Here is a 20,889-nt window from a genome sequence, read left to right as displayed (position 1 = left end):
GCCGCCTGGTTTTGATCGTGGGCGGGGTCAGCCCGCGACGTAGTCGTTGAACGAGTGCACCCCGTCGAAGGCGCCGTCCGCGTTTGATCGGTTCGTGCCGAAGTACAGCTTGCCGTCGCTGATGCCGACGCCCTCGATCTCGAACGTCGTGTACTTCGACGACGTGATCCGGAAGGAGAGGTCGGTGGCCGCGGGCGCGGTGCCGGTCGTCGCCGGCGTCACGTCGCGGTAGACCAGCACGATGCTGCGGTTCTCCTTGGTCATCGGGCTGTAGAGAACCTGGTTGGTGGCGTCGTAGAAGAAGCCCTGGTTGGCGAAGGTGCTCAGGTCGGCCACCGTGGCGCCGTTGACCAGCGCGCCGTCGACCTGCAGGTCGAACGCCTTGGTCAGGTCGATCGTGCCCGAGGAGGCCCGCAACGGGAGGCTGCCGTTGTAGATCGTGTGACCGCTCTTGAACATGAACGTGATCGTGGTGCCGGTGACCGCGATCCGGCTGACACCGGACGGCGCGGCGACCGCCCCGTTGAGGCGGAGCTGGTACGACCCGGCGTTGTAGTAGGTCGTGCCGTCGTAGCGGAGCCGGACGAGCTGCGCGCCGGTGGCCTCCATCGTCACGATGAACATGTGGTGCTGTCCGTCGATGTCGACGATCGTGATGTCGTTACCGTGCCCGAGCCACGTGTTGGTCGTGCCGCCGTCGGTGCCGTTGGTCATCAGCACGCGATCCCCGGTGGTCTTGTTGACCCGGTAGATGGCGGCGACGTCGTCATAGTTCGTGTGATTCTTGATCGAGTACAGGTAGGTCGACCCGGCGGCGAACCCCTGCGCGCCCGTGCAGCAAGCGGTGTCGGGGATACTCGCGATGTCGGCGTAGGTGTTGTAGTAGGCGGCCTGAGCGGCCACCGCCGGTCCACTCGCGACCATGGCCAGGGCCAGCGCACACACCGTGACCGCCCGCGAAATCATTACTCTGAGCAAAAGATCTCCTCCGGAGACTCGACACGTCGTCGCTGCGATCTTGCACGACGGGCCTCGATGCGTCACATGACGGGCAGGGGCGCGGGCTCCAGCAGCGTGCGGTCACCGTCCACACCGTGGCCCAGCGCGGCGGCGACATCCTCGTGCGGGGTCCCCAAGCGGACCGCGCTGACCTCGTCCAACCGGCGGTAGTGCTCGTCACCCAGGTCCAGGTGCCGCGAGTCCAGGTATTCCCGCAGCTGGACCGGGGTGCGCGGCCCGACGATCGGGATGAGGGCGGTGGCGGCCAGCGCGGCCCGGTGGCGCAGCCAGGCCAGCGAGACCTGGACCGCGGTGGTGCCGAGCTCGTCGGCGACGGCCAGTACGGCATCGACGATCGCGGTGCGCTGCGCGGTGCCCTCGACCGCGTCGCCCCGGCCGCTCAGGCGACCCGCCTCGCCTCGCCGGTACTTGCCGGTGAGCAGTCCTCCGGCCAGCGGCGAGTACAGGACCACGCCCAGGCCGTGGGCCTGCGCCATCGGCAGCAACTCCCGCTCGGCGGTGCGCTCGGCCAGGCTGTACTCGGTCTGCACGCCGACCAGCGGGGACAGGCCGCGCAGGTCGGCTCGGACGGCGGCGCCGGCGACCCGCCAGGCCGGGAAGTTGGACAGGCCACCGTGCAGGATCTTGCCCGAGCGGATCAGGTCGTCGAACCCGGCCAGGATCTCCTCGATCGGCGTGACCCCGTCCGGGAAGTGCGGCATGAAGACGTCCACGTAGTCGGTGTTCAGCCGGCGCAGACTCGCCTCGACCGATCGGACCATGACCTTGCGGCTGTTGCCGGTCGTGCCCGGGCGCGGCTCGGCGTCCCTGGTCCCGCTGTACTTGGTGATGACCACGAAGTCGTCGCGGCGGCGCCCGAGCAGTTCGCCGAGAACGGTCTCGGCCTGCCCGTTCTGGTAGAGGTTGGAGGTGTCGAAGGTGGTGCCACCGGCGGCGACGAAAGCCTCGAAGATCGGCCGGGAGGTGTCCGGCGTGCTGAAGCTCGCGGTCCCGAGCACAAACTCGGACACGCGTAGCCCGGTCCGGCGGCCGAAAGTCTGATAGCGCACGGCAACTCCTGAGATTCGGTACGGGGGAGGTAGGCTCCGACCGTAGCAGATAAAAAGAGAGGTCACTCTTTTATGCCCAGGGTCAGTCAGGCTCACCTCGACGCTCGCCGCCAGCAGATCGTGGACGCCGCCCGCGCCCGGTTCGCCTCGCACGGCTTCGCGCACACGTCGATGGCCGACATCATCGCCGAGTCGGGCCTCTCCAACGGCGCCATCTACCGCTACTTCACCAGCAAGGAACAGATCGTCATCGCGGTCTGCGAGCAGGGGACCGAAGCCCTGCCGAAAGCGCTCACCCCCGAGGCCGTGGCCGGCTTCCTGGAGTATGTGCGGGCCCGGGCCCGGGAGAACCGGCACGCCCAGCTGGTTGCCCAGATCTATGCCGAAGCGGCGGTGTCGCCGCCCCTCGCCGCCGTGGTGCAGCGGCAGCTCGCGGCCATGCGGGCGGCCGTCGCCGAACTGGTGCCCGAGTCCCGGCGAGCGGACGCCGCGGCGATCGCCGAGGCATTCGTGGCCCTCTGCGCCAGCTACAGCCAGCAGCTGGCGATCCGCGGCGACCTGGACCCGGCACCCTTCACCGCGGCCCTGATGGCAATCATCAGGGAGTGAACTCTCTTTTTAAAGGCGCTGTACCGGAGCGCCGGCCCGGATCGCGCGGGGAATCTCGGCCACCTCGTCGACCCGGGCCAGCAGCCGGGCCTGATCCTCGGCCGAGGCGGGCGAGCGCAGGTCGACCCGGTAGGTGATACCGGTCGAGGCCCAGGTCGTGGTGTCGAAGCCGCCCGAGGCGGTCACCCGCACCCCGTCGACCGGAATGTTCAGCCCGGCCGCCTCCCGGTAGACGTCGTTGAGGACACAACCGGCGGCGGCCAGGTGCAGCAGGTGAGCCCCGGTGAAGTCGGACTCGACGGTGACACCCTCATCCGTCCACCGATGCGGGAACCGGACCGCCCCGGGCTGATCCGATCGGCCCGTGCCGGCCCCGACCACCACCGCGAACTGCTCCACCGCTGTCCTCCTCCGCTCACGATCATTGTGCCCCGGGGCGCAGGTCTGCGGGAAACGCCGGAGATCACCCGAGCCACGCGACCGGGGGAGTGCGGCACCACCGCGCTGCCGGCCGCCGGAATTCCGGCGCGTGCCGTCGAACCGGGGCCGGCTTCCGGAGTAGAGGCCAGTGAGCGCGCGGAGGCAGCGCGCGCTCTCGGTTCGACATGGGAGAGATCACATGCAACGCGAACGACTGGTCCTCGATCCCACGGCCCGGCGGCGGGCCGAGGAGGAGAGCGTTCTGCACGCGGCCCCGGGCCCGGTCCTGGTGGACGTTCTCGGGGAGCTCGCCTGGGCGGTCGGCGACCCGGATCTGCTGCGGCAGCTGCTCGTGGACCCGCGGGTGTCGAAGGACCCGCGTCAGCACTGGCCACGGTTCATCGACGGCGAGATCGTCGGGAAGTGGCCGCTCTACCTGCAGGTTTCGGTGGACAACATGTTCACCGCGTACGGCCACGCGCACCGCCGGCTCCGGCGCCTGGTCGCCCCGGTCTTCGCCGCGCGCCGGTTGGACGCTCTCGTCCCGTCGATCGAGCGGAACACCGGCGAGCTGCTGGAGCGGCTGGCCCGGGCCGACGGCGACGTCGTCGACCTGCGTTCCGCGTACGCGGTCCAGCTGCCCGTCCGGGTCATGAGCGACCTGCTCGGGATCCCGGACGGGATGCGCGTGTCGTTCAAGGAGACGATCGACCGGATCTGGAACACGACGGGCACCGCCGAGCAGGCGCTGGCCGCCACGACCGACGTCTACACCCTGCTCACCGAGCTGATCGAGCTCAAGCGGGCGCATCCGGCCGACGACCTGACGTCGGGGCTGATCGCCACCCGGGACGACGAGACCGACGGCACCGCGCTGACCGCCCGGGAGCTGATCGACACGCTGCTGCTGATCGTCGCGGCCGGCTACGAGACGACCGTGAACCTGATCGATGCGGCGGTCACCGGGCTGCTGGCCGATCCGCGACAGCTCGGGCACGTGCGGGCCGGACGGGCCGGCTGGGAGGACGTGATCGAGGAGGCGTTGCGGGTGTCCGCGCCGGTCAGTCACATGCCGATGCGGTACGCGGTCGAGGACATCGAGCTGCCCGGCGGCGTCACCATCGGTCAGGGGGAGGCGATCCTGCCGTCGTTCGGTGCCGCCAGCAACAGCCCCAAGCATCTCGGGGCGTCGGCCGGGGTCTTCGACGTCACCCGCCCGGAGAAGCCGCATCTGGCCTTCGGGCACGGGGTCCACTACTGCCTGGGTGCGCCGCTGGCCCGGGCCGAGGGCCGGATCGCGCTGGCCGGGCTCTTCGACCGCTTCCCGGATCTGGAACTGGCCGAGCCGGCCGATCGGCTGGCGCCGTTGCCCAGCATCCTGGGCAACGGCCACGTCAGCCTGCCGGTCCGCCTGCGGTCAGGTCAGCTCGGCGGATCCGACCGCGAGGCCACCAGCTCGTAGGATCGGGCCCGGTCGTCCGGGTCCACGATCGGACTGAAGATCATCAGCTCGTCGGCGGCGAACCGGGCCACCAGCCCGGCCAGCGCCGCCGCCACCGAGTCCGGTGTGCCGTGGATCTGGCTGTCCCGCAGCCGGGGCAGCACCTCTCGTTCGGCCGGGCTGAACTCGTAGCCGGCCGCCGTCCGCGGGTCGAGCAGGTCCCGCGCGCCGGCCCCGGTCATCAGTCCGGCCATGAAGATCTCGTTCGGCCGGATCAGCGCCGCGGCCCGTTCCTCGGTGTCGGCGCAGGTCACCGTCACGCTCAGGATCACTCGAGGGCTCGTGGCCCAGGCCGACGGGGTGAAGGCGGCCCGGTACGCGGCGATCGCCTCGGCGGCCGGCTGCGGCCGGATGTGATAGGCGAAGGCGATCGGCAGGCCGAGTTCGGCCGCCAGCCGCGCGCCGTTCGGGCTGGAGACGAGCAGCCACGGTTGCGGGTTGCTCGGGGCGGCCGTCACCTCGGTCAGGATGTTCTCGACCAGGCCGCGGTATTCGCTGTCCGAGGCGGGTTCGGCGCCCCACCGCAGGGCGCGGGCGGCGGCCGGGTCGAGGGTGCCGGGCCCGCGGCCGATGCCGAGATCGATGCGGCCCGGGTGCAGCCGTTCGAGGGCACGGAACTGTTCGCCGACCAGGATCGGGGCGTGGTTGGGGGCCAGCACCCCGCCCGCGCCGACCCGGATGGTGGAGGTGCCGGCGGCGATGTGCGCCACCATCACCGGCGGCGGAAAGTCCAGGTTGGACGCGGCGCGGTGATGCTCGGCGTACCAGATTCGTCGGTATCCGGATTTCTCGGCCACCCGGGCGACCTCGGCGAGCCGGGGCGCGATCGCCGCCCGGTCGTGCCGGTTGTCCCCGGCGAGAACTTCCAGGGCCGACAACGGCACACCGATCGTGGGCTCAGCCGCGGTGCTCATCGAGCCCGCGGTGCTCATCGAGCGTCCCGCAGGGCTTCGAGCAGCCGCAGCCACACCTCGCTGATCGTGGGGAAGGACGGGACCGCGTGCCAGAGGCGGCTGACCGGAACCTGGCCGGCCACCGCGACGGTGGCCGAGTGCAGCAGTTCGGTGACGCCGAAGCCGACGAACGTCACGCCCAGGACGTGGTCGGTCGCGCTGTCCAGGACCAGGCGGGCCCGCCCGACGTAGTCGTCGGCGTACAAGCGGGCGCCCATCACCGTGTCGGCCAGGTCGACGTCGACCACCCGGATGGCCCGCCCGTCCCGGCCGGCCCGCTCGGCCGACAGGCCCACCGCGGCGACCTCGGGATCGCTGAAGACGACCTGCGGCAGGGCGTGGAGGTCGGCGGTCGCCGCGTGCCGGCCCCACGGCGAGGTGTCCAGTGTCCGCCCGGCGGCCTGCGCGGCGATGGCCTCGCCGACGATCCGCGCCTGGTATTTGCCCTGGTGGGTGAGCAGAGCCCGATGGTTGACGTCGCCGGCCGCGTACAGCCAGCCGCCGTCGATGCCGCGGACCCGGCAGGTGTCGTCCACGTCGAGCCACAGCCCCGGCGAAAGCCCCACCGACTCCAGGCCGAGGTCCCCGGTGAGCGGCACCCGGCCCACGGCCACGAGCACCTCGTCGGCCTCGACCTCACTGTGGTCGTCGAGCCGCAGCGTCACCGGGCCGGTCGGGGACGGCCGGCGCATGGACGTCACCGTGGCGTCGAGCCGGACGTCTACGCCGGCCTGCCGGAGTGCGGCCCCGACCAGATCGCCGGCGAAGTCCTCGAACTGCGGCAGCACCCGGGCCTCCCGGGCGATCAGGGTGACGGCCGATCCGAGGCCCTGCCATGCGGTGGCCATCTCGACGCCGACCGGTCCGGCGCCGACGACCGCGAGCCGGGCCGGGACCTTCGAGGTGTCGGTGGCCGTGCGGTTGGTCCAGACCCGGGCCTCGGCGATCCCCGGCATGTCCGGCACGGCGGCCCCGCTGCCGGTGCAGACCACCACCGCGTGCCGGGCGGCCAGCCGCACGATCTCGTCCCCGGGGGTGGCGACGGCCACGCGCCGCGGCCCGTCCACCCGGCCGTGCCCGCGAACCAGGTGGACGCCCAGGTCGACGAGCCCTTGGGCCTGCCCGGTGTCGTCCCACGAGCTGACGTGCCGATCCCGGGTGCGGAACACGCCGGCGGCGTCGACCGGGCCGGTGACCGCCTGCCGCGCGCCGTCGAGCCGCCGGGCCTCGGCGACCGCGACGACCGGCCGCAGCATCGCCTTGCTGGGGATGCACGCCCAGTAGGAGCACTCGCCGCCGACCAGTTCGCGCTCCACCACGGCGACGGACAGGCCGCCCGCCCGCGCCCGGGCGGCCACGTTCTGTCCGACCGGCCCGGCGCCGAGCACGATCACGTCGTACACGGCGTCGGAGGACACCTCCGGTACGGGGTTGTGCATGGTTCGATTCCTCTCCCGGCAGGCGCTTGTTCGCCTTTCCGGCGAGCCTCCCAGCCGTTGGCACGCCAAGAATCCGTAAAAACCCGGGCCTCGACCCGTGTCACAAAGGCCGGACCTCGGTCACGCCTTCGGCGATGAAAAGACAATTTCCGGCGTACGTCGAAAGCGGGTTTGATGTCGTTTTTGAATGTGCTCTCGGCCGGGTCTCCCGGGGGTCGCCCCGGTGAGTGCGGTCACACCCCCGGTCCCGGCCGGAAAACGTATCCGTGGAGGGCCGGCGCCCCTACCGTTGCGGGCTATGTCTGATTCCACCATCGTGCTTGTCCACGGCGCTTTCGCCGAGTCGACGAGCTGGGCCGGCGTGATTCCCCGGCTGCGCGACGCCGGCCACCGGGTCGTCGCGGCGGCCAACCCGCTGCGCGGCCTGGCCGGTGACGCCTCGTCGGTGTCCAGCCTGATCGGCTCGATCGACGGGCCCGTGGTGCTCGTCGGCCACTCCTACGGCGGTTCGGTCATCACCAACGCCGCCCGAGGTCACGACCACGTCCGGGCCCTGGTCTACATCGCCGGGTTCGCGCCGGTCGAGGGCGAGAGCGTCGGCCAGGTCCAGGGGCAGGATTCTGGGAGCACCCTCGGCCGGACGCTGCGGGCGGTTCCCCTGGCCGACGGCACCAACGACCTGTACATCGAGCCCGACCTGTTCCGCGAGCAGTTCGCCGCGGACCTGCCGATCGCGGAGGCGGACCTGCTGGCCGCGACGCAGCGGCCGGTGCGCGACGTCGTGCTGACCGAGGGGTCGGGCACGCCGGCGTGGAAGTCGGTGCCGTCGTGGTTCCTGCTGGCCGGCGCCGACCGCAACATCCCGCTCGGCCTTCAGCGGTCCATGGCCGAGCGGGCCGGCGCGACGTCGATCGTCGAGGTCGCCGACGCCTCGCACGCGGTCCTCGTCTCGCACCCGGGCGAGGTCGCCGACCTGATCCTGACCGCCGCCCGCGCCGGGTGAGCCCGGTCAGCGTCCGAGCCAGCCACCGTCCACCGGGATGATCGCGCCCGAGACGTAGTCCGAGGCCGAGGAGGCCAGGAAGACGGCCGCTCCCGCGAGATCGTCGCCGCGCCCCCAGCGGCCGGCCGGGATCCGGTCCAGGATCGCGCGGGAGCGGCCGGGGTCGTCGCGCAGGGCCGCCGTGTTGTCGGTGGCGATGTAGCCCGGCGCGATGGCGTTGACGTTGACCCCGCGGGCGGCCCACTCGTTGGCCAGGGCCCGGGTCAGCCCGGCGATCCCGGACTTGGCCGCGGCGTATCCGGGCACGTTGATGCCGCCCTGGAAGCTGAGCAGGCTCGCGGTGAACACGATCTTGCCGCTACCTCGGTCCAGCATCGGGCGGGCGACCAGCTGGGTCAGGGCGAACTGGCTGGACAGGTCGACCTCGATCACCCGGTCCCACCACTGCAGCGGGTGCTGGGCGGCCGGCGCCCGTTCGATCGTCCCGGCGTTGTTGATCAGGATGTCGGGGGCCCGCCCGGCGAGTTCGGCGCCCAGCTCCACGACCGCGTCACGGTCGGCGAAGTCCACCGCGTACCCCTCGAAGCTGCGGCCCTGATCGCGGACCGCGGCGGCCACCTCGTCGTCGTCGCGCTGATGGGTGCTGACGCCGATGATGTCGGCGCCCGCGGCGGCGAGGGCCTCGGCCATGGCGCGGCCGATGCCCCGGCGGGCGCCGGTGACGACCGCGAGCCGTCCGGTGAGGTCGAAGAGCCGGTTCATGACGGCCCCGTCCCGGCCACGTCGACCAGGATCTTCATCGCCCGTCCGGCCGAGAGGTCGGCGATCGCCCGCGCGGTCTCCTCCAGCGCGACCACACCGGAGATCAGTGGGTCGGCCGGGATCCGGCCACGATGGAGCAGCCCGATCGCCCGGTCGACGTCCGAGCGCTGGTAGACCCGGGTGCCCAGCAGCCGCAGCTCGCGCCAGAACACCCGCTGCAGGTCGATCTCGCGGGGCGCGGCGTGGATGGCGACCACGACGATGGTTCCCCGCACCTTGGCCAGCGCAGTGGCCGATCGGGCCGCGGCGGCGGCCCCGGAGACCTCGAACACGACGTCGGCGCCGGCCCCGGCGGTGCGGCGTGCCACTTCGGCCGGGAGGTCGGCCGTCGCGGGATCGATCACGGCGAAGCCGAGCTCGGCGGCGCGGGCCCGGCGGGAGTCGTCGACCTCGGCCAGCAGCACGTCAGCCCCGGCGTCCCGGGCCACGACGGCGATCAGGACGCCGATCGGGCCGCCGCCGAGCACGACGACCCGGTCACCGACCTGCACCTGGGCCCGGCGAACGTCGTGCACCGCCACCGCGACCGGTTCGACCAGCGCCGCGGTCCGCAGGTCCAGGCCGGCCGGCAGCGGTACGGCGATCGCGGCCGGCACGTTCCAGCGTTGCTGCAGCCCGCCGGGGGAGTCGATGCCGACGAAGACCAGGTTCTCGCAGATGTGCTGGTGCCCGGCGAGGCAGGCCGAGCAGCTCCCGTCCCAGAGCAGGGGCATGACGGTCAGCGGGTCACCGACCGCCCAGCCGGTCACGCCGGCGCCGACCGCGGCCACGGTTCCGGAGGTCTCGTGGCCGAAGACCAGTGGCCGGCGGACCCGGGTGTCCATGTTGCCGTGCACGATGTGCAGGTCGGTCCCGCAGAGCCCGCAGTAGGCGACCGCCACCTGCAGCTGGCCGGGGCCGGGTGGCTCGGCCTCGCGCTCGACGGTTTCGAGCCGGCCCTGTCCGAGGTAGGCGACGCCCTTCATCCGGGAGTCCTCTCCATGTCGACGCTTGTGCATCCCTTGCAAAGGTAATACGTATGCTCTTATATTTCGTGGCGATGAACCCCCCGTCAACAGGTTGATCCGACAAAGGATGTCGATATGGGTGGAATGTTCAGCGAGCGACGAGGTCGCCACGTCATAACCGGCCTGCTGTCCCTCGCCCTGCTTCTGAGCGCCTGCAGCAAGGGCGGTGGCGGCGGTGACACGTCGGCCGGCTCCTACGGCTTCCCGCAGGTCGCGCAGGACGAGAAAGCCGAGATCACGGTCTGGGTGGACGCCGACCGGGCGGGCGCGGTCAAGGCCTTCCAGGCGGCCCATCCCGAGGTGCCGGTCAAAGTGGTCACCTATGACGGGTCGGCCAACGGTTCGAACTCCTTCCGTACCAAGATCCAGTTGTTCGATCGGGCCGGCAGTGGTTGGCCGGACGTCGTGTTCTCCACACAGAACAACGACGCCGCGTGGGCCAGCCAGGGCAGTGGCGGCAAGCAGCCCTTCGCGGCGGTCCTCGGCGGCGGCCTGGTCGACAAGGCGACTCTCGACGGCTTCACCCCGGGCTCGCTGAATCCGTGCACCGTCGAGGGCAAGGTCTACTGCCTGCGCAACGACCTGGCCCAGGTCGTCCTCTGGTACAACAAGAGCCTGCTGGCCAAGCTCGGCCTGTCCGTGCCGACCACCTGGCCGGAGTACCAGGCGCTGGGCGAGAAGGTCGCCGCGCAGCACCCCGGGTACATCGTCGGCACGGTCGGCGACGCCTGGACGCCGGAGACCTACTTCTGGTCCAGCAAGTGCCAGGCCAACGGCATCACCGGGCCGAAGGCGGTCACCGTGAACACCGGCAGCAACGAGTGCAAGCGGGCCGCCTCGATGCTCGACACGTTGATCAAGAACGGGACCACGCCCAACGTCAGCGTCTTCACCCCCGAGTTCGTGCAGAAGTATGCCGACAAGGTCCTGGTCCTGCCCGGACCGGCCTGGTACGCCGGTGCGATCTTCAACAACCCGCAGTCGCTCAACGTCGCCAAGGGACAGCTCGGCGTCGCCGCGCCGCTGGCCTGGCCGGGCGAGCCCGCGGTGACCGGCAACGTCGGCGGCGGCACCTGGTTCATCAGCAGCCACTCGAAGAACCTGGCGGCGGCCTCGAAGTTCGCCACGTTCGTCACGACCGCCGACGACTACCAGGTGAACGTCGCCCCCGGCTATCCGGCCTTCGCCGCGGCCGGCGAAAAGTGGATCAAGAAGCAGGAGTCGAGCGGCTACTACGCCACCGACCTGCAGGCGGTCGTCAAGGCCGGCACCGAGATCTGGGACGGCTGGGGATCCGGGATCTTCAGCCAGGAGGCGATCTGGGCCAAGACCATGACCCCGCAGATCGCCGCCGGTAAGAGCCTGGTCGACATGCTGCCCGCCTGGCAGGACGCGATCAAGAACCAGGCCCAGGTCGACGGTTACACGGTCAAGTGACCACAGCCCAAGCACTACGGCCGGTGGCGGGGACCCGCCGCCGGCCCGGCCGGACGCACCCCGCAGGCTCGGGCAGCGCGATGAGCTACGGCTTCGTCGCCCTGTACACGGCGCTGACCCTCGCCTTCGGCGTCCTGCCCGCCCTGTACGCGCTCTACCTGGCCTTCACCGACGCGGACGGCGGGTTCGCCGGGCTCGCCAACTTCACCAAGGTGCTCGGCGACTTCCGGTTCCTCCCGGCCGCCGGGCACGTCGCCCTCTACCTGGTCATCTGGCTGGCCGCGCTGATCGTGCTGGTCACCGCGCTGGCCGTCCTGGTGCACACGATCCGGCTGCGCTGGCTCAGCAGCACCCTGCGACTGATCTTCTACCTGCCCGGGGCGCTGGCCGGCGCGTCGAGCGTCCTGCTCTGGCTGTTCCTGCTCGACCCGACGGCCAGCCCGATCGGTGGCCTGCTGCGACTGTTCGGGCTGGACAGTTTCGTGCAGGTCATCGTGCCGGGCAACCTGCCGCCGATCTTCGCCGTCATCGCGTTCTGGACCGGCGCCGGCGGCTGGATCGTGATCATGTACGGCGCGCTCAACAACATCAGCGCCGACGTGATCGAGGCCGCCCGCATCGACGGCGCCGGCCGGTGGCAGACCGCCTGGCACATCCAGCTGCCGCTGCTGCGCAAGTGGATCTCGTACATGGGCATCATGTCGCTGGCCGCGGGCACCCAGCTGTTCGTCGAGCCGCAGCTGTTGTCGCAGGCCAGCAACGCGATCGTGCCCAACGACTACTCGCTCAACCAGCTCGCCTACCAGTACGCGTTCCAGCAGAACGACTTCAACGGCGCCGCCGCCATCTCCCTGATCCTGCTGGTGATCGCCCTCGCGCTGTCGGCGGTGTTCGTCCTGCGCGGCGGCCTGTTCGAGACGGACTGAACGATGAGCACAGCAAACATCGGCAAGCCGGGGATCAGCGGCTGGAGCGGCCGTACGATCGCCTCGGTCGTGGTTTTGATCTTCGTCTTGTTCTTTGCCATCCCGATCGTCTGGCTGCTGCTGGCCACCACCAAGTCGGCCCGGGAACTGACCACCGGCCACCCGTTCTCGATCGGCGGCCTCGATGGCCTGCGGACCAACGGGGAGCAGATGTTCGCGTTCCAGGACGGTGCGGTCACCGCCTGGATCGGCAATTCGGCCCTGTACGCGGTCGGCGCGCTGGTCATCGCCCTGATCGCCGGCATCCCGGCCGGCTACGCGCTGGCCCTGACCCGGTTCCGGTTCCGGCGCCTGCTGCTGGTGCTCACGCTCATCGTCATGCTGATCCCGAACACCGCACTGGTCCTGCCGATCTTCCTGGAGCTGACCAAGGTGGGCCTGATCGGCAGCCCGTTCTCGGTGATCCTGCCGATGTCGTTCTTCCCGTTCGGGGTCTACCTCACCTACATCTACTTCTCCACCAGCATCCCCCGGGATCTGCTGGCCGCCGCCCGCATCGACGGCTGCCACGAGTTCCAGGTGTTCAGCAAGGTGGCGCTGCCGCTGGCCGCGCCGATCGTCGCCCTGGTGGCGTTCTTCAGCTTCGTGCAGAGCTGGAACAACTTCTTCCTGCCGTTCGTGATGCTGCCCTCCAGCGACGGCTATCCGATCCAGGTGGGCCTGACCTCCCTGCTCGCCTCGACGCCGGCGTTCAACCCGAGTTCGGCCGGCACGCAGTCGGTGCAGCTGCCGACGCTCGCGCTGGCCACCGTCGTCTCGGTGCTGCCGGTGCTGATCGTCTTCCTCTTCTCCCAGCGGTTCCTGGTCGCCGGCATGACGGCGGGCGGGACCAAGGAGTGAGGCGTGTACTACCGATGAGGAGCCAACGTTGAAGGTGACCGGCTACCGCAGCCTGACCACCGAGCACGACTGGGGCCGGTCGACCGGCGACGCCAACGGGGTGATGCCCGGGCCGCGAACCGAGGTGCACGTGCTGATCCTGGAGACCGACGCCGGGATCGAGGGCGTGGGCCTGGGCGCGCACGGCGACATCGACCGGGTCTTCGGCGCCGTCGAGGGCCAGGACCCGCGAGGGGTGACCGCCCTCTACGACCGGATGCTGGACCGGGTCTTCAAGACCGGGCACACCGGGGCGACGTTCGGCGCGATCGGCGCGATCGACACGGCGCTGTGGGATCTGAAGGCCAAGGCCGCGGGCGAGCCGTTGTGGCGGACCCTCGGCGCGCTCGACCGGTTCGTACCCGGATATGCCTCCGGTCTGGACATCGCCCTGGATGACGACGCGCTCATCCGGCTCTACCAGCAGTTCGCCGACCGCGGGTTCAGCGCGGGCAAGCTGAAGGGTGGCCGGGACCTGCCGCACGACCTGCGCCGGCTGGAGGCACTGCGCGACGTCCTGGGCCGCAACTCGGCCCAGCCCGCCCTGATGTTCGACGCCAACGAGTCCTGGAACCGCACCCAGGCCGTGCGGTACGTGACCGCGCTGGAACGCGTCGTCGACCTGACCTGGATCGAGGAGCCGGTGCGCCGCTGGGACGCCGCCGGGCTGGCCGCGGTCCGCCGGGGGGTCCGCGCCGCCGTCGCCACCGGTGAGAACCTGACCGGCCTCGAACAGTACCGGCCGCTGCTGGACGCCGACGCGATCGACATCGTCCAGGTCGGCAACGTCTGGGGGATCACCCACTTCCTGCGGGTGGCCACCCTGGCCCACGGCCGGGACCTGCCGGTGAGCCCGGTGGCCTACCACGCCAATCCGGTCGCCCACGCAGCCGCCGCGGTGCCCAACCACCTGGCCTTCGAGGTCCAGTCGCTGACCTCCCCGATCGGTCTCAGCGTGGATCAGCAGTACCAGGACGGGGGCATCGTCCTGGGTGACGAACCGGGCCTGGGCATCCAGGTGCACGAAAACCTCATTCATTCCGTACGGGCGGTCGACCCGCCCGCCGCGACCGCGGGCCCGCACGTGCGTCCGCAGCGGGCCGGGCTGCGCCTGGTCCCCGACGCCGGCGCACTGTCATGAGCGGGCTGGACAGCCACGTCCACCTCTGGGACCGCGCCACCGACCCGCAGCCGTGGATCGACCCGGCGACGATGGCCGCGATCGACCGCGACTTCGGCCCGCCCGACCTCGACCTGATGCTGACCGCCACCGGCATGGACGCGGCCGTGGTCGTCCAGTCCAGCAACAGCCTGCCCGAGACCCGGCGCCTGCTGGCGCACGGCGGCCCGCGCATCGCCGGGGTGGTCGGCTGGATCGATCTGACCGGGGATGCGCAACGCCAGCTCGACGCCCTCGGCCCGGACCGTCTCGTGGGCCTTCGGCATCTGGCCCACCTCGATCCCGATCCGGGCTGGCTGAGCCGGCCCGAGGTGGCCGCCGGGCTCGACCGGGCGGGGGAGCGGGGCCTCGGGTTCGACCTGGTCGTCCGGGCCCGGCAACTGGGTCCGGCCGCGACGCTGGCCGCGCGCTGTTCCGGTGTCCGGTTCGTCGTCGACCACCTCGGTGGCGTCGCCGACACCGACGACATCGTGACCTGGGCTGCGGACCTGCGGGAACTGGCCCGGCGCCCCAACACCTGGGCGAAGATCTCCGGCCTGGCCGGCACCGACCCGGACCGGGCCCGCCAGGCGGTCGACATCGCTTTGGACACGTTCGGACCCGACCGGCTCATGTACGGCTCGGACTGGCCGGTCGCCGAACTGGGCCGGGGCGCCCCGGCCTGGCGCGTCACCGTGGACACGCTGCTGGCGCGGCTGAGCGGGGACGAACGCCGGGCGATCCTGTCCGGGACCGGGTCGGCCTTCTACCGGATCGGGCGATGACCGGCGTCGCCGGCCCGATCCTGGCCCGCGCCCAGGGCGGGCCGGGTGTCCTCGGGCTCGGCGGCTCCCCGCTGGGCAACTTCGCCGGCCCGATCAGCGACGACACGGCGGCCCAGGTCATGGCCCGGGCCTGGGACGGTGGCATCCGCTACTTCGACACCGCCCCGCACTACGGCCTCGGCCTGTCCGAACGCCGGATCGGCGCCGGGCTACGGGGCCGTCCCCGCGACGAGTTCGTCGTCTCCACCAAGGTCGGCCGGCTGCTCGAACCCGCCTCGCCCCCGGCCCGGTGGGACACCGAGGGTTTCGCCGTCCCCGGCGACCTGCGCCGGCGCTGGGACTTCTCGGCCGGCGGGGTGCGGCGCTCGCTGGAGCAGAGCCTGACCCGGCTGGGCCTGGACACGATCGACCTCGCCCTGGTGCACGACCCCGACCAGGCGTGGGACGGCGCCGCCCGGCAGGGCCTGGCCGCGCTGGCCCGGCTGAAGCAGGCCGGCCTGGTCAGCGCGGTCGGGATCGGTACCAACGCGACCGCCGGGCTGCGGCCGCTCATCGAGGAGGGCCTGGTCGACGTGGTGATGCTGGCCAACCGGTACTCGCTGCTCGACCGGGCCGCGCTCGACCCGGTGCTCGAACCGGCCGCGGCGGCCGGCGTGGCCGTGGTCGCGGCCGGTGTCTTCGCCACGGGACTGCTGGCCACCGCCCGGCCCGCGCCGGACGCGACCTACGAGTACCGCCCGGCCGACCCGGAAACGCTCCGGCGGGCCGGGCGCCTCGCGGAGATCTGCGCCGGGCACGGCGTGGACCTGCCGGCGGCGGCGCTTGCCTTCCCGCTGCGGCACCCCGCGGTGGACGCGATCGTCGTCGGCATGCGTTCGCCGCAGGAGGTCGACGAGAACCTGCGGCGGTTCCGCGCCGGGATCCCGGCCGGGCTGTGGCGCGATCTGCGGGCCTTCTCAGCCGGGTGAGTCGGCCGGCGGCGGCTCGAACCGGCGCTGCCGCCAGGACCCGATGATGTGCTCGCGCATCGCCTGCTCAGCGACGGCGGCGTCCTGACGTCTGATGGCGTCCAGCACGACGGCGTGCTCGTCGATGGTGGAGCGGAACGCGTCCTTGTACCGCAGGCCCTGGAAGCGGTTGCTCTCCAGCGCGCGCAGGTAGAGCCGCTTGGCGATGTTCTCGGCCAGCCGGTTGCCGGACAGCTCCATCACGGTGAGGTGGAAGACCACGTCGGCCTGCCGGAACGAGTCGCTCTCGTGCTGCATCTCGCGCATCACGTCGAGCGCGTGTTCGAGGCGGACGAGTTCCTCGGCCGTGCGATGGGTGGCCACCGCACCGGCCATGGCCGACTCCAGGTGCCCGCGGACCACGGTGAGCTCGTCCAGCACCCCCAGCGACTCGTCGTTGTCGATGAGGGCGGACAGCACGACCGGGTCCAGCATGTTCCACAGCCCGGACCGCGCGACCTGCGTTCCCCGGCCCTGGGCGATGATCACCAGGCCCTTCTCCTCCAGCCGCTTGGCCGACTCGCGGATCACCGTGCGGCTCACCCCGAAATGCTCGCTCAACGGCCCCTCGGGCGGGAGCAGCTGACCCTCGGCGAGCTGGCCGGTGACGATCAGCTCGACGAGCTCGGTGACGACGGCGACGCTCAACCGCTCGGCACGGCGGCGGGGCGGGAGGCTGAACGCGTCGGGCTGAGCCGTCATGCCCGAAATCCTACCGAGCGCCGGCCGACCGCGTCGAAATGGTTCGTCCGGCACCAATAATATTTATTTTTCGAAAGCGTTATGCCGACGTCGCCGGAAAAGTCGAAACATTAAAAGCTAATTGACGTACGTCATTTGACGGGTCACCCGGGAAACGTTAATTTAACGACTGTGTAACCGTCCGGCGGAAAGGACCGTGTTCATGACTACGCGATCGAACTGGATATCCCGCTATCGAGCCGGGGCGGCGGCATTGCTGCTGACGCTGGCCGGTGCGCTGTTCGCGCTCCCGGCGCCGGCGCGGGCCGCGACCGCGATCACCATCAACGGCTCGTCCGGCGGGCGGGTCTTCGACGGGGTCGGCGCGATCAGCGGCGGGGGTGGCAACAGCCGCCTGCTGGCCGACTATCCGGAACCGCAGCGCAGCGACATCCTCGACTACCTGTTCAAGCCCGGCTACGGCGCGGCCATGCAGATCATGAAGGTGGAGATCGGCGGGGACACGAACTCGACCTCCGGCGCCGAGCCGAGCCACGAGCACACCCGGGGCGTCGTGAACTGCGACCGCGGCTACGAGTGGTGGCTGATGGGTCAGGCCAAGGCCCGTAACCCGAACATCAAGCTCGTCGGGCTGTCCTGGGGCGCGCCGGGCTGGATCGGCAACGGCAACTTCTGGTCCAGCGATTCCATCGACTACCTGATCGCCTGGCTCGGGTGCGCCACCTCGCACGGCCTGACGATCGACTATCTGGGCGGCTGGAACGAGCGGGGCCGCGACCTGTCCTGGTACAAGAACCTGCGCTCGGCACTGAACTCGCGGGGATACGCCGGCGTCAAGATCGTGGCCTCGGACGAGTTCGGCTGGGGTTCGGCCGACGACGCGCTGCGCGACTCCGCGTTCGCGTCCGCCGTGTCGGTGGTCGGCAGCCACTACGTCTGCGGCTACCGCAGCGCGCAGACCAACTGCCCGAGCTCGACGAACGCGGTGAACTCGGGCGAGACGCTGTGGGCCAGCGAGAACGGCTCGGACGACTACAACGCCGGGGCGCCGGCGCTGGCCCGGGGCATCAACCGCGACTACATCGACGGAAAGATGACCGCGTACCTGAACTGGCCGGTCATCGCCGCGATCACCCCGAACATCCCCTGGTCGACCACGGGGGTGGCGGTCGCCCCGCAGCCCTGGTCCGGCTACTACTCGATCGGCCGCAACACCTGGGTCATGGCCCAGACGACCCAGTTCACCGCCCCCGGCTGGCGCTATCTCGACAGCTCCACCGGATACCTCGGCGGCAACCGCAACAACGGCAGCTACGTGTCGTTGCGGTCCCCGAGCACCGGCGACTACAGCACCGTCATCGAGACGATGGACGCCGGATCGGCCCAGGACCTGCAGTTCACCGTCACCGGCGGGCTGTCGGCGGGGACCGTGCACGTGTGGTCGACCAACGTGCGGTCGAGCAATCCGGCCGAGCACTTCGTGCGGCGCAGCGACATCACCCCGGCCAACGGGTCGTTCTCGCTGACCGTGCAGCCCGGCTACGTCTACAGCATCACCACCACGACCGGGCAGGGCAAGGGCAGCGCGACCAGCCCGGCCCAGGCCGCGCTGCCGCTGCCCTACAGCGACAACTTCGACGGCTACCAGAGCGGCCGGGAAGCCAAGTACCTCTCGGATCACCAGGGCTCGTTCGAGGTGACCGGGTGCGGGGGCGGCCGGTCCGGTCAATGCGTACGGCAGATGTCGGAACAGGCCCCGATCTTCTGGACGTCGGGTCACGCCGAACCGTTCACTCTGCTCGGCGACCTCAACTGGCGCAACTACACCGTGGCCACCGACGTCCTGCTGGAGAAGAGCGGCTACGTGCAGCTCGTCGGCCGGGCCGGCAACTACAACCACGACGGCCCGCAGAACCTCAGCGCCTACTACCTGCGGGTGGCCGACAGCGGCTCGTGGTCGATCCGCAGCAACGACACCAGCGGCAACCAGCGCACGCTGGCCAGCGGAACCACGTCGGCGCTGGGCACCGGCCGCTGGCATCGGCTGTCGCTCGCCCTCAACGGCAGCACCCTGACCGCGGCGATCGACGGCACCACGGTGGGCAGCGCCACCGACTCCGCGTGGATCGCCGGGCAGATCGGGTACGCCACCGGGCAGGGCGTGACGGCCCAGTTCGACAACCTGTCGGTCACCTCGCTCGGCGGCGGGTCGAGCGCCACCGGCGAGATTCGCGGCGCGGGCGCCAACCGCTGCCTGGACGTCAACGGCCAGAGCCAGTCCGACGGGACGCTCGTGCAGATCTGGGACTGCAACGGCGGTGCCAACCAGCGATGGACGGCGACCTCCGGCAACCAGCTGACCGTGTACGGCACCAAGTGTCTCGACGCCCCGAACACCTCGGCCGGCACCCAGGTCCGGATCTGGTCGTGCACCGGGGGAGCCGGCCAGCAGTGGCGGATCAACGCCGACGGGACCATCACCGACATCCGGTCGGGCCTGTGCCTGGACGTGACCGGCGCCGGGACGGCCAACGGCACCGCCGTGGTGCTGTGGACCTGCAACGGCGGCGCGAACCAGCGATGGACCACGGGCGCCTGACCCGCCACCGCCGGCGATACATCCCATGAATCAAGGCAGAGGTGGTCACATAGTTCTCGTCTAATCGGTTCATATCGCCGTATCGTGGTGCCAACTTGTTGCTCAGGTGTGTGCGGTCGACTATGGACATGGGATCAATCGAGAGTTAGATTGCCACTGTCCAGTGAGACCAGCATCGTCCGGCCACGGTGGGAATCCCGATGGCACCCGACGCCACCGAGCGCGCCGTCCCGTGACGCGCATCCGCCGCACCGGCTCAGCCCCGCACACGCCCCGCCCCGCCCTGTCCGCCGGCACCCCCGGCGGGCACGGCCGGGTGCGCCCGTCCACCGGTTCGGCGTGGCCCGCGGGCGACCGACAGGAGGATCGCGACATGGCCGGAACACCCCGGGTCGTCGAGCAGGCGGCCGACCGACTCGATCCGCGCGGGACGACCCGCCGCCGGCTGCTGGCCGGCACCGGGCTGGCCAGCGCCTCGCTGGCGGCGACCGGACTGCTCGCCGCGTGCGCCAAGGACACCAAGACCGCCGCCGACGCGATCGGGAACTTCCCGAAGACCCCGGCCTGGAAATTCGTCTTCGTCAACCACGTCACCACCAACCCGTTCTTCACCGCCACCCAGTACGGCGCCGCCGACGCCTGCAAGCTGCTCGGCTGCTCGTACCAGTGGACCGGCTCGCAGAACTCGGTCGTGGCCGAGATGGTCAACGCCACCAACACGGCGATCAGCGGCAAGGCCGACGGGCTGGCCATCGCGGTCGTCGACAAGGCGGCCTTCAAGGCCCCGGTCGACCAGGCCCTCGACGCCGGGATCCCGGTGGTCTCGTACAACGCCGACGGCGCCCGCGACGACCCGGGCACCAACCGCCTCGCGTACGTCGGCCAGGGTCTTTATGAATCCGGCTACACCCTCGGGCAGCGGGCGCTGACCCAGGTGCAGTCCGGCGAGGTGGTGGGTTTCATCGCCACGCCCGGGCAGCTCAACATCCAGCCGCGCATCGACGGCGCCCAGCAGGCGTTCGCCGACGCCGGCGGCGCGGTGCGGTTCACCGCGGTGGCCACCAACGCCGACGTCACCAAGGGCCTGTCCATCGTCGACGCCTACGCCCAGGGCCACGCCGGCCTGGCCGGGATGCTGGCGGTCGACGCCGGCTCGACCCAGGCGGTCGGCCAGACGGTCAAGAAGTACGGCCTGCGGGCCAAGGGGCTGAAGGTGGCCGGCGGTTTCGATCTCATCCCGGAGACGCTGGCCTCGATCAAGTCGGGCGATCTCGACTACACCATCGACCAGCAGCCCTACCTGCAGGGCTTCCTGCCGGTTCTCTACCTGTACCTGTACAAGATCTCCGGCGGTCTGCTCTCCCCGGCGCAGACCAACACCGGCCTGCTGTTCGTGACCAAGGACAAGGTCGGCACCTACCAGGACAACCAGACCCGGTACGAGGGCTCGTCCACGGACGCCAAGCTCGTCGACCGGTCCGGCGCCATCGCCCACCAGTGACGGGACCAGCC

Annotated in this window: 19 protein-coding genes; 11 read left to right on the top strand and 8 right to left on the bottom strand. The window is 70.9% G+C overall.

Annotated features, from left to right (window positions below; genetic code table 11):
* Positions 1-27: 27 nt before the first annotated feature.
* Positions 28-966: a hypothetical protein gene (locus ACSHV8_RS23310; protein ID WP_436535872.1), complete on the bottom strand. Its 939-nt coding sequence runs from the start codon at positions 964-966 to the stop codon at positions 28-30.
* 74 nt (positions 967-1,040) lie between these two features.
* Positions 1,041-2,069 (bottom strand): aldo/keto reductase, encoded by a 1,029-nt coding sequence (locus tag ACSHV8_RS23305; protein ID WP_436535871.1) that lies wholly within the window; start codon positions 2,067-2,069, stop codon positions 1,041-1,043.
* A 72-nt stretch (positions 2,070-2,141) separates the two neighbouring features.
* Between ACSHV8_RS23305 and ACSHV8_RS23300 the strand changes: the two genes are divergently transcribed.
* Positions 2,142-2,678 (top strand): TetR/AcrR family transcriptional regulator, encoded by a 537-nt coding sequence (locus ACSHV8_RS23300; protein ID WP_436535870.1) that lies wholly within the window; start codon positions 2,142-2,144, stop codon positions 2,676-2,678.
* A 9-nt stretch (positions 2,679-2,687) separates the two neighbouring features.
* On the opposite strand, the gene ACSHV8_RS23295 is transcribed toward ACSHV8_RS23300, so the two are convergent.
* A complete protein-coding gene (locus tag ACSHV8_RS23295) occupies positions 2,688-3,077 on the bottom strand; it encodes an OsmC family protein (RefSeq protein ID WP_436535869.1) in 390 nt (129 codons plus the stop codon).
* A gap of 220 nt (positions 3,078-3,297) precedes the next feature.
* Between ACSHV8_RS23295 and ACSHV8_RS23290 the strand changes: the two genes are divergently transcribed.
* A complete protein-coding gene (locus ACSHV8_RS23290; RefSeq protein ID WP_436535868.1) occupies positions 3,298-4,560 on the top strand; it encodes a cytochrome P450 family protein in 1,263 nt (420 codons plus the stop codon).
* Here the strand turns inward: ACSHV8_RS23290 and ACSHV8_RS23285 are convergent.
* Together ACSHV8_RS23285 and ACSHV8_RS23280 are read right to left on the bottom strand one after the other, a co-directional pair.
* Complete coding sequence (locus ACSHV8_RS23285; protein WP_436535867.1) at positions 4,521-5,531, bottom strand: MsnO8 family LLM class oxidoreductase; 1,011 nt, start codon at positions 5,529-5,531, stop codon at positions 4,521-4,523. The genes ACSHV8_RS23290 and ACSHV8_RS23285 overlap by 40 nt on opposite strands.
* The gene (locus ACSHV8_RS23280; RefSeq protein WP_436535866.1) at positions 5,528-6,991 is read right to left on the bottom strand and encodes a dihydrolipoyl dehydrogenase family protein; all 1,464 of its coding nucleotides are present in this window, start codon (positions 6,989-6,991) and stop codon (positions 5,528-5,530) included. Before ACSHV8_RS23280 ends, ACSHV8_RS23285 begins: the two co-directional genes overlap by 4 nt.
* Before the next feature lie 298 nt (positions 6,992-7,289).
* Between ACSHV8_RS23280 and ACSHV8_RS23275 the strand changes: the two genes are divergently transcribed.
* Complete coding sequence (locus ACSHV8_RS23275; RefSeq protein WP_436535865.1) at positions 7,290-7,994, top strand: alpha/beta fold hydrolase; 705 nt, start codon at positions 7,290-7,292, stop codon at positions 7,992-7,994.
* A 6-nt stretch (positions 7,995-8,000) separates the two neighbouring features.
* Here ACSHV8_RS23275 and ACSHV8_RS23270 read toward each other — a convergent pair whose 3' ends face one another.
* Positions 8,001-8,756 carry an SDR family oxidoreductase gene (locus tag ACSHV8_RS23270; RefSeq protein ID WP_436535864.1) on the bottom strand — a complete coding sequence of 252 codons (756 nt, stop codon included), beginning with the start codon at positions 8,754-8,756 and terminating at the stop codon, positions 8,001-8,003.
* Positions 8,753-9,781, bottom strand: coding sequence for a zinc-dependent alcohol dehydrogenase (locus ACSHV8_RS23265; protein WP_436535863.1), 1,029 nt, complete (start codon positions 9,779-9,781; stop codon positions 8,753-8,755). Before ACSHV8_RS23265 ends, ACSHV8_RS23270 begins: the two co-directional genes overlap by 4 nt.
* Positions 9,782-9,898: 117 nt before the next feature.
* Here ACSHV8_RS23265 and ACSHV8_RS23260 point away from each other — a divergent pair, with 117 nt between their 5' ends.
* The 6 genes from ACSHV8_RS23260 (at position 9,899) to ACSHV8_RS23235 (ending at position 16,037) form a co-directional block, all read left to right on the top strand.
* Positions 9,899-11,260: an ABC transporter substrate-binding protein gene (locus ACSHV8_RS23260; protein WP_436535862.1), complete on the top strand. Its 1,362-nt coding sequence runs from the start codon at positions 9,899-9,901 to the stop codon at positions 11,258-11,260.
* A gap of 80 nt (positions 11,261-11,340) precedes the next feature.
* Complete coding sequence (locus tag ACSHV8_RS23255; RefSeq protein ID WP_436535861.1) at positions 11,341-12,186, top strand: carbohydrate ABC transporter permease; 846 nt, start codon at positions 11,341-11,343, stop codon at positions 12,184-12,186.
* Between the two features lie 3 nt (positions 12,187-12,189).
* Positions 12,190-13,086 (top strand): carbohydrate ABC transporter permease, encoded by an 897-nt coding sequence (locus ACSHV8_RS23250; RefSeq protein ID WP_436535860.1) that lies wholly within the window; start codon positions 12,190-12,192, stop codon positions 13,084-13,086.
* A 34-nt stretch (positions 13,087-13,120) separates the two neighbouring features.
* Positions 13,121-14,266 (top strand): mandelate racemase/muconate lactonizing enzyme family protein, encoded by a 1,146-nt coding sequence (locus ACSHV8_RS23245; protein ID WP_436536881.1) that lies wholly within the window; start codon positions 13,121-13,123, stop codon positions 14,264-14,266.
* Positions 14,263-15,069 (top strand): amidohydrolase family protein, encoded by an 807-nt coding sequence (locus tag ACSHV8_RS23240; RefSeq protein ID WP_436535859.1) that lies wholly within the window; start codon positions 14,263-14,265, stop codon positions 15,067-15,069. Before ACSHV8_RS23245 ends, ACSHV8_RS23240 begins: the two co-directional genes overlap by 4 nt.
* Entirely contained in the window at positions 15,066-16,037 is a 972-nt protein-coding gene (locus ACSHV8_RS23235; RefSeq protein WP_436535858.1) for an aldo/keto reductase, read from the top strand. The genes ACSHV8_RS23240 and ACSHV8_RS23235 overlap by 4 nt, the downstream gene beginning before the upstream one ends.
* On the opposite strand, the gene ACSHV8_RS23230 is transcribed toward ACSHV8_RS23235, so the two are convergent.
* Positions 16,026-16,778 carry a FadR/GntR family transcriptional regulator gene (locus ACSHV8_RS23230; RefSeq protein ID WP_436535857.1) on the bottom strand — a complete coding sequence of 251 codons (753 nt, stop codon included), beginning with the start codon at positions 16,776-16,778 and terminating at the stop codon, positions 16,026-16,028. The two genes, ACSHV8_RS23235 and ACSHV8_RS23230, sit on opposite strands and share 12 nt — an antisense overlap.
* Positions 16,779-16,980: 202 nt before the next feature.
* Between ACSHV8_RS23230 and ACSHV8_RS23225 the strand changes: the two genes are divergently transcribed.
* Entirely contained in the window at positions 16,981-19,377 is a 2,397-nt protein-coding gene (locus ACSHV8_RS23225) for a ricin-type beta-trefoil lectin domain protein (protein ID WP_436535856.1), read from the top strand.
* A gap of 373 nt (positions 19,378-19,750) precedes the next feature.
* Complete coding sequence (locus ACSHV8_RS23220) at positions 19,751-20,878, top strand: sugar ABC transporter substrate-binding protein (protein WP_436535855.1); 1,128 nt, start codon at positions 19,751-19,753, stop codon at positions 20,876-20,878.
* Positions 20,879-20,889: the final 11 nt, after the last annotated feature.

The organism is Actinoplanes sp. HUAS TT8 (genome assembly GCF_051380535.1).
In the GTDB taxonomy this organism is placed as follows: domain Bacteria; phylum Actinomycetota; class Actinomycetes; order Mycobacteriales; family Micromonosporaceae; genus Actinoplanes.
The sequence above is the reverse complement of the archived record's forward strand: the minus strand, read 5'-3'. Positions and strand labels throughout refer to the sequence as shown.

Coding starts and splice junctions, on each gene's coding strand:
- ACSHV8_RS23300 (WP_436535870.1), top strand. CDS start 2,142: ATGCCCAGGGTCAGTCAGGCTCACCTCGACGCTCGCCGCCAGCAGATC.
- ACSHV8_RS23220 (WP_436535855.1), top strand. CDS start 19,751: ATGGCCGGAACACCCCGGGTCGTCGAGCAGGCGGCCGACCGACTCGAT.
- ACSHV8_RS23235 (WP_436535858.1), top strand. CDS start 15,066: ATGACCGGCGTCGCCGGCCCGATCCTGGCCCGCGCCCAGGGCGGGCCG.
- ACSHV8_RS23275 (WP_436535865.1), top strand. CDS start 7,290: ATGTCTGATTCCACCATCGTGCTTGTCCACGGCGCTTTCGCCGAGTCG.
- ACSHV8_RS23265 (WP_436535863.1), bottom strand. CDS start 9,781: ATGAAGGGCGTCGCCTACCTCGGACAGGGCCGGCTCGAAACCGTCGAG.
- ACSHV8_RS23255 (WP_436535861.1), top strand. CDS start 11,341: ATGAGCTACGGCTTCGTCGCCCTGTACACGGCGCTGACCCTCGCCTTC.
- ACSHV8_RS23270 (WP_436535864.1), bottom strand. CDS start 8,756: ATGAACCGGCTCTTCGACCTCACCGGACGGCTCGCGGTCGTCACCGGC.
- ACSHV8_RS23290 (WP_436535868.1), top strand. CDS start 3,298: ATGCAACGCGAACGACTGGTCCTCGATCCCACGGCCCGGCGGCGGGCC.
- ACSHV8_RS23230 (WP_436535857.1), bottom strand. CDS start 16,778: ATGACGGCTCAGCCCGACGCGTTCAGCCTCCCGCCCCGCCGCCGTGCC.
- ACSHV8_RS23285 (WP_436535867.1), bottom strand. CDS start 5,531: ATGAGCACCGCGGGCTCGATGAGCACCGCGGCTGAGCCCACGATCGGT.
- ACSHV8_RS23280 (WP_436535866.1), bottom strand. CDS start 6,991: ATGCACAACCCCGTACCGGAGGTGTCCTCCGACGCCGTGTACGACGTG.
- ACSHV8_RS23250 (WP_436535860.1), top strand. CDS start 12,190: ATGAGCACAGCAAACATCGGCAAGCCGGGGATCAGCGGCTGGAGCGGC.
- ACSHV8_RS23260 (WP_436535862.1), top strand. CDS start 9,899: ATGGGTGGAATGTTCAGCGAGCGACGAGGTCGCCACGTCATAACCGGC.
- ACSHV8_RS23225 (WP_436535856.1), top strand. CDS start 16,981: ATGACTACGCGATCGAACTGGATATCCCGCTATCGAGCCGGGGCGGCG.
- ACSHV8_RS23310 (WP_436535872.1), bottom strand. CDS start 966: ATGATTTCGCGGGCGGTCACGGTGTGTGCGCTGGCCCTGGCCATGGTC.
- ACSHV8_RS23240 (WP_436535859.1), top strand. CDS start 14,263: ATGAGCGGGCTGGACAGCCACGTCCACCTCTGGGACCGCGCCACCGAC.